This window comes from Mycobacterium sp. GA-0227b, assembly GCF_001499855.1.
In the GTDB taxonomy this organism is placed as follows: domain Bacteria; phylum Actinomycetota; class Actinomycetes; order Mycobacteriales; family Mycobacteriaceae; genus Mycobacterium.
Window position 1 is genome coordinate 1 of sequence record NZ_LQIK01000030.1, and the last position, 12,324, is coordinate 12,324.

The 12,324-nt window shown below is 68.2% G+C and carries 11 protein-coding genes and 1 pseudogene; 6 read left to right on the forward strand and 6 right to left on the reverse strand.

All coding sequences use genetic code 11. From position 1 onward, the window contains the following. The coding region (gene ttfA / locus AU185_RS17650) for a trehalose monomycolate transport factor TtfA (protein WP_059156990.1) at window positions 1–763 on the reverse strand (763 nt) is incomplete at its 3' end. Window positions 764–877: 114 nt separating this feature from the next. Between ttfA and AU185_RS17655 the strand changes: the two are divergent. Then, a pseudogene (locus AU185_RS17655) lies at window positions 878–2,528 on the forward strand (acyl-CoA synthetase). Between the two features lie 40 nt (window positions 2,529–2,568). Here the strand turns inward: AU185_RS17655 and clpB are convergent. Beyond that, entirely contained in the window at window positions 2,569–5,115 is a 2,547-nt protein-coding gene (clpB, locus tag AU185_RS17660) for an ATP-dependent chaperone ClpB (RefSeq protein ID WP_059100214.1), read from the reverse strand. Between the two features lie 198 nt (window positions 5,116–5,313). On the opposite strand from clpB, the gene AU185_RS17665 reads away from it, so the two are divergent. Both AU185_RS17665 and AU185_RS17670 read left to right on the forward strand, forming a co-directional pair. Then, complete coding sequence (locus AU185_RS17665; RefSeq protein WP_059100213.1) at window positions 5,314–5,727, forward strand: Rv0361 family membrane protein; 414 nt, start codon at window positions 5,314–5,316, stop codon at window positions 5,725–5,727. Next, a complete protein-coding gene (locus tag AU185_RS17670; protein ID WP_059100212.1) occupies window positions 5,727–6,377 on the forward strand; it encodes a GAP family protein in 651 nt (216 codons plus the stop codon). Before AU185_RS17665 ends, AU185_RS17670 begins: the two co-directional genes overlap by 1 nt. 1 nt (window position 6,378) lies before the next feature. Here the strand turns inward: AU185_RS17670 and AU185_RS17675 are convergent, their stop codons facing one another. Beyond that, window positions 6,379–7,038: a TetR/AcrR family transcriptional regulator gene (locus tag AU185_RS17675; protein ID WP_059100211.1), complete on the reverse strand. Its 660-nt coding sequence runs from the start codon at window positions 7,036–7,038 to the stop codon at window positions 6,379–6,381. 98 nt (window positions 7,039–7,136) lie between these two features. On the opposite strand from AU185_RS17675, the gene AU185_RS17680 reads away from it, so the two are divergent. Then, window positions 7,137–8,147 (forward strand): hypothetical protein, encoded by a 1,011-nt coding sequence (locus tag AU185_RS17680; protein ID WP_059100210.1) that lies wholly within the window; start codon window positions 7,137–7,139, stop codon window positions 8,145–8,147. A gap of 18 nt (window positions 8,148–8,165) precedes the next feature. Next, window positions 8,166–9,332, forward strand: a complete 1,167-nt coding sequence (locus tag AU185_RS17685) for an FAD-binding oxidoreductase (RefSeq protein WP_059100209.1) — start codon at window positions 8,166–8,168, stop codon at window positions 9,330–9,332. Window positions 9,333–9,336: 4 nt separating this feature from the next. On the opposite strand, the gene AU185_RS17690 is transcribed toward AU185_RS17685, so the two are convergent. Further along, complete coding sequence (locus AU185_RS17690; protein WP_059100219.1) at window positions 9,337–9,783, reverse strand: hypothetical protein; 447 nt, start codon at window positions 9,781–9,783, stop codon at window positions 9,337–9,339. A 49-nt stretch (window positions 9,784–9,832) separates the two neighbouring features. Here AU185_RS17690 and AU185_RS17695 point away from each other — a divergent pair, with 49 nt between their 5' ends. Beyond that, complete coding sequence (locus tag AU185_RS17695; protein ID WP_059100208.1) at window positions 9,833–10,735, forward strand: aldose 1-epimerase; 903 nt, start codon at window positions 9,833–9,835, stop codon at window positions 10,733–10,735. Window positions 10,736–10,740: 5 nt separating this feature from the next. Here AU185_RS17695 and AU185_RS17700 read toward each other — a convergent pair whose 3' ends face one another. Continuing rightward, window positions 10,741–11,127, reverse strand: coding sequence for a heat shock protein transcriptional repressor HspR (locus tag AU185_RS17700; protein WP_059100207.1), 387 nt, complete (start codon window positions 11,125–11,127; stop codon window positions 10,741–10,743). After that, a complete protein-coding gene (gene dnaJ, locus AU185_RS17705) occupies window positions 11,127–12,308 on the reverse strand; it encodes a molecular chaperone DnaJ (protein WP_059100206.1) in 1,182 nt (393 codons plus the stop codon). The genes AU185_RS17700 and dnaJ overlap by 1 nt, the downstream gene beginning before the upstream one ends. Window positions 12,309–12,324: the final 16 nt, after the last annotated feature.

Genomic DNA, 12,324 nt, shown 5'->3' on the forward strand with positions numbered 1-12,324 from the left:
GCTGCTGGGGGTAGCGAGCGGCTTCTGGGCGCGGGGGCGGCGCATCGGCGCGGCCGGGGGCCGGTTCGGCGCGGCCGGCGGGGGTGAGCGGTCGGCTCGGCGACCCGCTGCGCCGGGCCAGCGCAGCCTGGCTGGTCTGGCTCGCCATGGCCTGCGGAGTCGGCGGCAGCACCCGCAGCAGGTCGTTGAACTGACGCACGGTGCGCAACCCCTCGTCCCACTGTGCCCGCGTACTGGTGACCGGCATGGACACCAGCGTCCAGTGCTCTTCGTTCCACATGATCTCGGCGCAGTCCGGGGCGGTGTGGGCGAACGTCACCATCCGCCGGTCGCACGCGCGCCGCGCGGCGTCGAGGTTGGTGGAGTAGACCATCCGCGGGCCGATCGCGCCGAGCAGCCAGATGTCGTTCTCCCGCGGCTCTTTGATGCCCTTGAGCCGCAGGTCCACGACGACGTTGGTGCCGACCTTGCGGTGCAGCGCGATCACCGTCGCGACGTCCTCGAGGTCGAAGATGAACACCGCCTCGCCGCGGATCTGGCCCAGCACGACATTCTTGGCGGTGACGTCGCCGACGGTCGACATCACGCCACGCTTCCAGCGCCTGACGATGTCGTGCGATTCGTGCTCGTAGTCGAAGCCGTGCGACTTCGCCCAGGACTTGCGCCGGCGTCCCAGCCCGCGTCGACGGTCGACGTCGACGTACAACAGCACCGCCGCACCCACGAAGCAGAGTGCGGACAGCGTGAACCAAAGCGGAACCATTGCGCCCTAGCCTACTTGCAGGTAGTCCGTAAACCCGAACTCAACCAGATCACAGCCCCATCACATAGCGTGAAGCCGCTGCCTGCACGCGTGATCCACAACGGAGGAGGTCGGATGGGTGATGTGGTGACCGGCATTCGGCAGAAGCTGCGGCACGTGTCCGAGGCGGGGCGCGCCGTCAGGCGACTCGTCGAGACCGGCGTCATCGACATCAAGGACCTGAATTCGACGGTTAAGGGCGCCAAGCTCGCCCGGGTCTACGGGCCCCAGGCGACGATGGCGATCCTGGGTGGGCGCAGGTATGCGACCTTGCCGGCCATCGTCGACGAGCGCGGAACATTGACGTACAAGCAGGTAGACGATCAATCGTGGGCGTTGGCGCGTGGCCTGCAGGGGCTCGGCGTTTCGGCGGGCTCTGTCGTCGGCGTGCTGTGCCGCGACCACCGTGGGCTGGTGATCACCATGGCCGCATGCGGCAAGCTCGGCGCCCGCATGGTCCTGATGAACACCGGTTTCGCCAAGCCGCAGTTCGCGCAGGTCTGCGAACGCGAAAACGTCGGCGTCATGTTGCACGACAGCGAGTTCCTCGATCTGCTCGACGCGCTGCCCACCGACCTGCCGCGCGTGCTGGTCTGGGTGGACGACGGCGCCGAGCTGCCTTCGCGCGCAGACCCTCGACGACATCGTCGCGACGAACTCCGCCGAGCCGCTGCCTCCACCCGCCAAAGCCGGTAGTTCGGTCATCCTCACCAGCGGCACGACCGGTCTACCCAAGGGCGCGCCCCGTGAATCGGTCAATCCGCTTGCCACCGCGCAGATCATCGACCGAATACCGTTCCCGCGCAGAGGCACCATGGTCATTGTCTCGCCGATCTTCCACAGCACAGGTTGGGCCACCTACACCGTCGGCGCCGCATTGGGCAACAAAGTGGTGACGTCCAGGCGATTCAAGCCGGAGGCCACGTTGAAGCTCATCGCCGACCACAAGGCCGACATGTTGGTCGCGGTACCGACGATGCTGCACAGGATGGTCGAGCTCGCGCCCGATGTCATCGCCCGGTACGACACCTCGTCGTTGAAGGTGATCCTGATCGCCGGCTCGGCACTGAGCCCCGACCTGTCCGCTCGGATCCAGGACACCTTCGGCGATGTTCTGTACAACATGTACGGCTCCACCGAATGCGCCATCGCCACCGTCGCCACCCCGGACGAGCTTCGTGCCGCGCCCGGCACCGCGGGCCGCGCCCCGGTGACATGCGAGGTGGTGCTGTATGACGAACACGATCAACGCGTCGCAGGTGCGAACCGTCGCGGCCGGATCTTCATCCGCAACGGCGCACCGTTCGCCGGATACACCGACGGTCGGAACAAGCAAATCCTCGACGGCTACATGTCCAGCGGCGACATGGGGCACTTCGACGCGAACGGGCTGCTGTTCGTCGACGGCCGCGACGACGACATGATCGTGTCCGGCGGCGAGAACGTCTTCCCGCAAGAAGTGGAGAATCTGCTCGAGGAGCGCCCCGACGTCGCCGAAGTGGCGGTGGTCGGTGTCGACGACGTTGAGTTCGGAAAGCGGTTGCGCGCCTTCATCGTTTCCGAGCCGGGCGCGGCGCGGGACGCGGCGGAGATCAAGCAGTACGTGAAGGACAACCTGGCTCGGCACAAGGTCCCTCGCGACGTGGTGTTCGTCGACGAGTTACCCCGGAACGCCACCGGAAAGCTGCTGCGCCGAGTCCTGGTCGAAATGGACGTCACGACCTGACCCGCGGACCGGACGGCCGCGGGTCAGCTCGTGTATCGACCTAACCGAGCACCAGGCTGTCGCCGTCGGGGCTGACGTTGACCGGCACCACGTCGCCGTCGTGCACCTCACCGGCGAGCAGCATCTTGGCGAGCTGGTCGCCGATGGCCTGCTGGATCAGCCGGCGCAGCGGCCGCGCGCCGTACTGCGGGTCGAAGCCGCGCTGCGCCAGCCACTTCTTGGCCGGCAGGGACACCTCGAGGGTGAGCCTGCGCTGCGCCAACCGCTTTGCCAGCTGCTCGAGCTGGATGTCGACGATGTGGACCAGCTCCTCGGGGTTGAGCCCGTCGAACACGATCACGTCGTCGAGCCGGTTGATGAACTCGGGCTTGAACGCGCCGCGCACCGCGGCCATCACCTGCTCCTCGCTGCCGCCGGCGCCGAGGTTGGACGTCAGGATCAGGATGGTGTTGCGGAAGTCGACGGTGCGGCCCTGCCCGTCGGTCAGCCTGCCCTCGTCGAGCACCTGCAGCAGCACGTCGAACACGTCCGGGTGGGCCTTTTCGATCTCGTCGAACAGGATCACCGTGTACGGACGCCGCCGCACCGCCTCGGTCAGCTGACCGCCCTGGTCGTAGCCGATGTAGCCGGGAGGCGCGCCGACGAGGCGGGCCACCGAGTGCTTCTCGCCGTACTCGCTCATGTCGATGCGGACCATCGCGCGTTCGTCGTCGAACAGGAACTCCGCCAACGCCTTGGCCAGCTCGGTCTTACCGACACCGGTCGGGCCGAGGAACATGAACGAGCCGGTCGGCCGGTTCGGGTCGGCGACCCCGGCACGGGAACGGCGCACCGCGTCCGAGACGGCCTGCACTGCCTTGCGCTGGCCCACGACGCGCTTGCCGAGCTCGTCCTCCATTCGCAGCAGCTTGGCCGTCTCGCCCTCGAGCATCCGGCCCGCCGGAATCCCGGTCCACGCCGACACCACGTCGGCGATGTCGTCGGGCCCGACCTCCTCCTTGAGCATGAGGTTCTCGCGCGCCTCGGCCTGTGGCAGCGCCGCGTCGAGCTTCTTCTCGACCTCGGGGATGCGGCCGTAGCGCAGTTCGGCGGCCTTTTCGAGGTTGCCGTCGCGTTCGGCGCGGTCGGCCTCGCCGCGCAGCACCTCGAGCTGCTCCTTCAGCTCGCGCACGACGTCGATGGCGCCCTTCTCGTTCTGCCACCGCGTCGTCAGCTCGGCCAACTTTTCTTTGTGGTCGGCCAACTCGGCGCGCAACTTCTCCAGCCGTTCCTTGGAGGCGGCGTCCTCTTCTTTGGACAGCGCCATCTCCTCGATCTCGAGGCGACGCACCAGCCGCTCGACCTCGTCGATCTCGACGGGCCGCGAGTCGATCTCCATCCGTAGCCGCGATGCGGCCTCGTCGACGAGGTCGATGGCCTTGTCGGGCAGGAACCGGCTGGTGATGTAGCGGTCGGACAGCGTCGCCGCCGAGACCAGCGCCGAGTCGGTGATCCGCACGCCGTGGTGCACCTCGTAGCGATCCTTCAGTCCGCGCAGGATGCCGACGGTGTCCTCGACCGACGGCTCGCCGACGAACACCTGCTGGAAGCGGCGCTCCAGCGCGGCGTCCTTCTCGATGTACTTGCGGTACTCGTCGAGCGTGGTCGCGCCGACCAGGCGCAGCTCGCCGCGGGCGAGCATCGGCTTGATCATGTTGCCGGCGTCCATCGAGCCCTCGCCGGTCGCGCCGGCGCCGACGATGGTGTGCAGCTCGTCGATGAACGTGATGATCTGGCCCGCGCTGTTCTTGATGTCGTCGAGGACGGCCTTGAGGCGCTCCTCGAATTCGCCGCGGTACTTCGACCCGGCGACCATCGAACCCAGATCAAGTGAGATGACGGTCTTGTCGCGCAGGCTTTCCGGCACGTCGCCGGCCACGATGCGCTGGGCCAGGCCCTCGACGATCGCGGTCTTGCCGACACCGGGCTCACCGATCAGCACCGGGTTGTTCTTGGTGCGCCGGGACAGCACCTGAACGACGCGACGAATCTCGTTGTCGCGCCCGATAACTGGGTCGAGCTTGCCTTCGCGGGCGCGCGCGGTCAGGTCGGTGGAGTACTTCTCCAGCGCCTGGTAGCTGCCCTCCGGGTCGGGGCTGGTGACGCGTGCGCTGCCGCGCACCTTGACGAAGGCCTCGCGCAGCGCCTGCGGGGATGCGCCGTGGCCGGTCAACAGCTTTGCGACGTCCGAGTCACCTGTCGCCAGGCCGACCATCAGGTGTTCGGTCGAGACGTACTCGTCGTCCATCTCGGTCGCCAGGTGCTGGGCGGCGGTGATCGCTGCCAGGGCCTGGGGCGACAACTGCGGCTGCGAGGCCGCGCCGCTGGCACTGGGCAGCCGGTCGAGGAGTCGCTGCGTCTCCGAGCGAATGGTCGCGGGTTCGACGCCGACGGCCTCGAGCAGGGGTGCGGCGATGCCGTCGTTCTGGGTCAGCAAAGCCATCAACAGATGGGCGGGCGTGATCTGCGGGTTACCCGCGGTGGTTGCCGCCTGCAACGACGCGGTCAACGCCGCCTGGGTCTTGGTCGTCGGGTTGAACGAGTCCACGACACGGTGCCTTTCTTGGTTCGTGAGCTACGCGAGCTACCGGAAATGCTTGTCGCATGGTTCAACGTCGTCAATCTTGAGTCTGTTCCGCTCAAGTCTAGCCAATTTCGTCGCTTCCAAACATCGCCGCCTGGCGCATATCGCAACACGCCGCTCAGGTGTCACAGCTTTCACACCTGTATCGGCGACGCTTGAGTCATGCGTCGACTCGCCGCCATGCTCGCGGCCGTCGCGGTGGGCGTGTCCGTTTCGTCTCTGCTGATCGTCCCTGCGCGCGCGGCCGGCGATGCAGACCAGGTCCGCGCCGTCCTCGCCGGGATGAACGGCTCGTACAACCGCTCGGATTTCACGTCGTTCGCCGCGCACGTCTGCGCCGCCATGCGTCATGCCGACGGCTTCGAGACAGAGTGGTACGCGAGCCGGCGGGCCGACGGCCCCACCCGGATCTCGGTCAACTCGGTGACGGTCGCCGGCCACCCCGCGGTCACGGCCGTCGCGACCGTCCGGTTCGCCGCCGAGAACCACTCCAGCGCCAAGACCTTCGACATCGACTTCGTGCGCGAGGCCGGCGAGTGGAAGGCCTGCCACTACCACCCGACCCAAGCCGCATAGTGCTCACCGAACTCGTTCCCCTGGCGCTGGTGATCGCGCTGTCGCCGCTGTCGATCATTCCGGCGGTGCTCGTGCTGCACACGCCGCAGCCACGCCCGACCGGCCTGGCCTTCCTCGCGGGCTGGCTGATCGGATTGAGCGTGCTGACCGTCGTTTTCCTGCAGGTGTCCACCCTGCTGGGCGGCCGGGAGGAGAGGCCGCCGGGATGGGCGTCGTGGCTGCGCATCGTGGTCGGCGCGGCGCTGATCGTGTTCGGCCTCTACCGCTGGTTCACCCGGAGGACGTCGGCGCACACGCCGCGCTGGATGCAGAGCCTGAGCAAGCTGACCCCGATGCGTGCCGGCGGTGCCGCGATGGCGCTGACCGTCGTCAACCCGAAGGTGTTGTTCATCTGTGCCGCATCAGGTCTCGCGATCGGTACCGCGGGCGGCGGCCCGCGTGACGACTGGGTGGGAGTCACGTGGTTCGTCGTCGTCGCGGGATCCACGGTGGCCGCGCCGATCCTGGCCTACGCGGTGTCCGGTGACCGCCTCGACGGCCCGCTGGCCCGGCTCGCGGACTGGATGGAGCGGCAGCACGCGGCACTGGTGGCCGGCATCCTGGTGGTGATCGGAATCCTCGTGTTGTACAAGGGAATTCACGGGCTCTGAGTCAGCGCTGCACGGCTTGGGCTGTGGTTCCGGGCTCCGGCAGCCCGAGTTCGGCCGCATCTGCGGTCAGGTACCGCGTCACCGTCGGCGCGAGCAACCGCACCAGATCGTCATCCGGCAGCGATGCCAACGGCTCGATCTCTATGACGAAGCGCAGCACCGCGGTCCCGACGAGTTGACTCGCGGCCAACAGCGCGCGCAACCTGGCCTGCGGCCCGCCGCCGAGCCGCCCGGACACCGCGGTCAAAACGTAGTTCTGCATGAACCCGCGGAAAGCCTCGTGGGCATCGGCGTTCGACGTGGCCGACTGCAGCATCGCCACCATGGTCGGACCCGATTCGGGCGACTGCCAGATGTGCAGATACGTACGCACCAGCCGGGTGCCGATGTCCGGGTCCTCGTCCGGTCCGCCGGCGACGGCCGCCGCCAGCACCTCCGGGTCGACTATCAGGCTCAGCGACTCCCGGAACAGGTCGGCCTTGGAGCCGAACAGGTACAGCACCATCGACGGATCGACGTGCGCATCGCGGGCGATCGCCCGAAGGGTCGTCCTCTCGTACCCCTCGGCGCCGAACCGCTTGCGCGCGGCCGCCAGCACCGCGTCGCGCGACACCGGTTCACCCAGGCGGCGTCCGCGGCGCGTTTTCGCTGGTGATGCCATGTCGCCAGGCTAACATTTCAATATGTGTTGAAATAGTTACGGTCCGGAGTTACGCTGCCGATACCAGTAATTCAACGACGAATGAAAAGGTGTCGGCCATGACTACCGAAACGGCCGCAAGGCCCAACCACCACGCATCGGGCGGCCACGAGCCGCCGGCCGCAATCCGGGCGACCGCCGTGGTGGTCGTGCTCACCGTTGTGCTCGCGATCGTCGCGCTCGCTTTCGCGCTGCCCGCCGCACGCACCGCGCCGCACGACGTGCCGATCGGCGCGGCGGGACCGCAGGCGGCGAGCGGCCAAGTCGCCGCGACGATGGAGCGGCAAGCGCCGGGTGCGTTCGAGTTCACCTACTACCCGGGCGCAGAGGCGCTGCGCGAGGCGATCCGCAACCGCGACGTCTACGGCGGCATCGCGCTCGGCCCCGACGGGCCGACGCTGATGATCGCCACCGGCGGCAGCCCGATGATCGCCCAGATGCTGACCCAGATCGGCAACGGCATCGCCCAGAAGACCGGGGCGCAGTTGCAGGTCGAGGACCTTGCGCCGCCGACCGCCGACGATCCGCGCGGAGCCGGGCTGGCCGCCTCGGCGCTGCCCATCACGCTGGCCGGTCTGCTGCCCGCGATCGCGCTGCTGTTCGCGCTCAAGCGGGAGGTGTGGGCCCGGGTCACCGCCGCGGTGGTGTTCGCGGGCGTCGCGGGCGTGTCGATCGCCGGGCTGCTGCGCTGGGTGCTGGGTTCGATCGACGCGAATTTCTGGGGTGTCACCGGCGCCCTGACGCTCGGCATCCTGGCCACCGGATTGACCCTGCTGGGCCTGGGATCGCTGTTCGGCCGGGTCGGCCTGGCGTTGGGTGCGGTGACCGCGCTGCTCATCGGCAACCCGCTGTCCGGGTTGAACACCGCCCCCGAACTGCTGCCGAGCGGCTGGGGACAGTTCGGACAGCTGCTGCCGCAGGGCGCCAACGCCACCCTGCTGCGGTCCGCCGCCTTCTTCGACGGGGCGGGCGCCACCGTGCCGGTCATCGTGCTGACCTGCTGGGCGGCGTTCGGCGCCGCGCTGATAGTGATCGCGGCGCTTCGGCAGCGAAGGACCAGCTCAGCCTGACACTTACACTGGGGCCGCGTGGGACTCGACGACCGTGACGCGCTGCGCACGCTGCGCGACGCGGTCGATCCCGCGCTCGGCTCCGGTGAGCTGGTTCGCCGCTTCTACACGCACTGGTTCGCCATCGACACCTCGGTGCGTGACCTCTTCCCGCCGGACATGGAAGCCCAGCGCAACCGGTTCGCCCACGCCGTCACGTGGGTGCTGGGGGAACTCGCCGCCCAGCGGGCGCAGGAGCCGGTGGCGTTCCTCGCCCAGCTCGGCCGGGATCACCGTAAATACGGTGTGACACAACATCATTACGACAGCATGCAGAACGCGCTGTACAGCAGCTTTCGCAGCCACCTGGCCGAGGGCTGGGACGACACGCTCGCCGAGGCCGCGCATGACGCCGTGGCACTGATGATCGGGTTGATGCGGGGTGCCGCCGACGCCGAGCAGGGCCCGCCGTTCTGCGACGGCACGGTGCTCGAGCACATCCGCGCCACCCGCGACGTCTCCGTCGTCCGGCTGCAATTGGACCGCCCGCTGTTCTACCACCCGGGTCAGTACGTCACGGTGCAGGTTCCGCAGTGGCCGCGCCGGTGGCGCTACCTGAGCCCGTCGATCCCGACCGATCCCGCCGGCGCCATCGAGTTCCACGTCCGCTCGGTGACCGGCGGCATGGTGAGCACCGCTATCGTCGCCGAGACCAAGCCCGGTGACCGGTGGCGGCTGTCCAACCCGCACGGCGGCCTGCAGATCGACCGCGACGGTGGCGACGTGTTGATGGTCGCGGGCAGCACCGGCCTCGCGCCACTGCGGACGCTGATCATGAATCTCACCCGCTGGGGCGTCAACCCGCGAGTGCATCTGTTCTTCGGCGGCCGCTTCCCATGCGACCTCTACGACCTGCCCACCCTGTGGCAGATCGCTTCGCAGAACCCGTGGCTGTCGGTCACCCCGGTGTCGGAGTTCAACGTCGACCCGCCGTGGGCGAGCGACTATCCCGATGTGCAGCCACCGCGCGGCCTGCACGTGCGGCAGACCGGAACGCTGGCCGACGTGGTGACCCGCTACGGCAACTGGGGTGATCGGCAGATCCTGATCTGCGGTGGACCGGACATGGTGACGGCGACGAAGGCCGCGTTGATCGCCAAAGGGGCACCGGCCCAACGGATTCAACACGATCCGCTGGTCTCCTGAACCGCTAGCCCCAGTAGGAGAAGCTACATGTCGGCCGTGGTTCGCTCTTGAACGCCAGCAGATTGCCGTCCATGGTGATGGTGCAGATCAGGCGTGTGTCGCCGCCGTCGGCGGTGACCGAGGATTGCACCTCGTTGTAAACGGGGTACTGCTTCTGCCATGGCAGCGTCACATTCGTCTCGGTTTGCTCTGGGCCACCGTTGATCTGGTACCGGATGCTCACCGGGCCGGCACCACCTCTCACCTCCATGGTCGCGGTGCCGACCGGGGGCCCAGCGGGCGTGGCCGCGACCGTTTCCGACGTGGTCGCTGTCGCCGAAGTCGTGGCCTCAGAAGTGGCGGCGTCGGGCTCATCCGCTTTCGGGTTGCCTTCGGTCGTGCCACATCCGGCCGCCGCGATCGCGACAACAGCGATACCCATGACGGCGCCGACCGCAGTGCGTTTCACCATTCCTGGATCGTAGCCGGGTTGAAGTGGCACTGGTCTGTAGCTTCGTGTCATGGCCGACTTCGAAACCGTCACGCTTCGCGATCCGTCGTCCGCGCTGACCGCATCGTTCGTGCCGGCAGCCGGCATGGTGGGCACCTCGCTGGCCGACGGCGGCGACGAGTTCCTCAGCCAGCGCCGCGGCCTGACCGCCTACGTCAACAACGGAAAGACGATGGGCATCCCGATCCTGTACCCGTGGGCGAACCGGTTGAGCGCCAACACCTACGAGGTCGACGGCACCGTCGTCAGCCTGACCCCCGGCACCGGGGGCGTCCGGACCGACGAGCACGGAGCACCGATCCACGGCGTACTCGCCGCCTATCCCGGCTGGCGAGTCAGCGCGCAAACGAACAACAGCCTGACCGCGGTGCTCGATTACGGTGGCGACCCGCAACTGCTCGCGGCGTTTCCGTTCCCGCACCTGCTGACACAACACGTGACTCTCGACGACCGGACACTCGCCATCGAGACCACCGTCGCGCCCACCACGTCGGCGCCCGTGCCGCTGTGTTTCGGCTACCACCCGTACCTGAGAATCCCCGGCGTGCCGCGCGAGGAATGGGCGCTCAACACCCCGACGATGCGCCACCTGCCAGTGGACGACAACGGCATTCCGACCGGAGCTCAGGAACCGTGGCCGGCCAGGACCGAGCAGTTGAAGATCACTGCATACGACGACGGCTTCGACCGGGTGCCCGAGGGCGCGGTGTTCACGCTCACCGGCGGTGACCGCCGCATCGATGTGACGTTCGAAAGCGGCTATCCCGCAGCACAACTCTTCGCGCCCACCAACGACGACCTGATCGCCATCGAGCCGATGGCCGCCCCGACCGACGCGCTGCGGCGGGGCGGCTACCGAAAAGCGGCCCCCGGCAAGCCGGAGACCGCTCGATTCTCGATCAGGATCAGTTGAGGTTGTCAATCCGCCTGACGTCGCCGCCGAGCGGCTCCGGGCTGCCAGACGACCAGAGCCGTGCTCTTCTGGCGTGGCTGCGCGCGCAGCGCCTCGACTTCCTCGCTCAGCTCCCGCACCCGGGCCTGCAACGCCTCGACCTGGTTGGTCAGCTCGATGATGCGCTTGATGCCGGCGAGGTTGACGCCTTCGTCCTGGCTCAACCGCTGGACCTCGCGGAGCAACTCGACATCGTGCTGTGAGTAACGCCTGCCGCCACCCGAGGTGCGTTGCGGGCGCACCAGGCCGAGCCGGTCATAGGTGCGCAGGGTCTGCGCGTGCATGCCCGCCAACTCGGCGGCGACGGAGATCAGGAAGGTGCGGGCCTCCTCCTTCGACCGTTTCGTGGCCATCACGCACCTGCCCATCCGGCCCGCGGATCGAAGCCGCTGGCCCGCTCCGCTTTCGCGTAGGCCTCCAGCGCCTCGGCCGCCTCACCCTCGAGGTTCGGCGGCACCGCCACCTTGACCGTCACCAACAGGTCGCCGTGGCCGCCGGAGCGTTTCGGCACACCGCGTCCGCGCACGCGCAGGATCCGGCCGTCCGATGTGCCCTTGGGCACCCGCACACCGACCTTGCCTTCCAGCGTCGGCACCGAAAGCGTTGTACCCAAGGCCAATTCATGGAAGCTGACGGGAACGGTGACGGTGAGATCATCGCCGTCGCGGCCGAACACCCTGTCGGGCCGCACGTGGACGGTCACGTACAGGTCGCCCGACGGTGCGCCGCGAAGACCCGCTTCGCCCTGGCCCGCCAACCGGATCCGCTGGCCGTCCTCGACGCCGGGCGGGATCCGCACGTTGATGGTGCGAGTTCGGGTGGTCACGCCGGTGCCCTTGCACTCCTGGCAGGGGTGCTCGATGATCGACCCGCTCCCACGGCATTCGGTGCACGGCTCGGAGAATCCGAACGCGCCCTGGTTGCGGTTGATCACCCCGGAGCCATTACAGCTCGGGCAGACTTTCGGGCTGGTACCCGGGCGCGCCCCGCTGCCATGACAGTTGGTGCACGGCGCCGGACTGGTGAGCCGCAACGGCATCGCCACGCCCTTGGTGGCCTCCAGGAACGACAGCTCGGCCTCGGTCTCGAGGTCGTTGCCGCGCCGTGGCCTGCTGGGGCGTGGCTGCTGGGCCCCGCGACCGAAGAGACCACCGAAGAGGTCGCCGATGTTCGCGCCGCCGGTTTGACCTGCCGCGTCGAACAGGTCGTTCAGGTTGAACTCGACGCCGCCGTCCGAGCCGCCGAAGCCCCCGAAGCCACCACCGCCGCCGAACCGGCCGCGACCGAACCCGCCGTTGGCGAACAACCGCCGGGTCTCGTCGTACTCCTTGCGCTTGGCCGGATCGGTGAGCACCTCCTTGGCCTCGGACACCGCCTTGTACCGTTCCTCGGCCGAGGAATTGCCCGGGTTTCGGTCGGGATGGTTCTCCGCGAGCAGCTTTCGCGCCGCCCGCTTGATTTCCTGATCGCTGGCGTCGGAGGAGACGCCGAGCTCCTTGTAGAAGTCTTTCTCGACCCACTCACGTTGGGCCATACCGCGTCACCTCCTT

Bases quoted from the DNA above. Each gene is read 5' to 3' on its own strand.
- AU185_RS17665 (WP_059100213.1), top strand. From the start codon at position 5,314: ATGCGTCGACTCGCCGCCATGCTCGCGGCCGTCGCGGTGGGCGTGTCC.
- AU185_RS17675 (WP_059100211.1), bottom strand. From the start codon at position 7,038: ATGGCATCACCAGCGAAAACGCGCCGCGGACGCCGCCTGGGTGAACCG.
- AU185_RS17680 (WP_059100210.1), top strand. From the start codon at position 7,137: ATGACTACCGAAACGGCCGCAAGGCCCAACCACCACGCATCGGGCGGC.
- AU185_RS17690 (WP_059100219.1), bottom strand. From the start codon at position 9,783: ATGGTGAAACGCACTGCGGTCGGCGCCGTCATGGGTATCGCTGTTGTC.
- AU185_RS17695 (WP_059100208.1), top strand. From the start codon at position 9,833: ATGGCCGACTTCGAAACCGTCACGCTTCGCGATCCGTCGTCCGCGCTG.
- AU185_RS17700 (WP_059100207.1), bottom strand. From the start codon at position 11,127: ATGGCCACGAAACGGTCGAAGGAGGAGGCCCGCACCTTCCTGATCTCC.
- dnaJ (WP_059100206.1), bottom strand. From the start codon at position 12,308: ATGGCCCAACGTGAGTGGGTCGAGAAAGACTTCTACAAGGAGCTCGGC.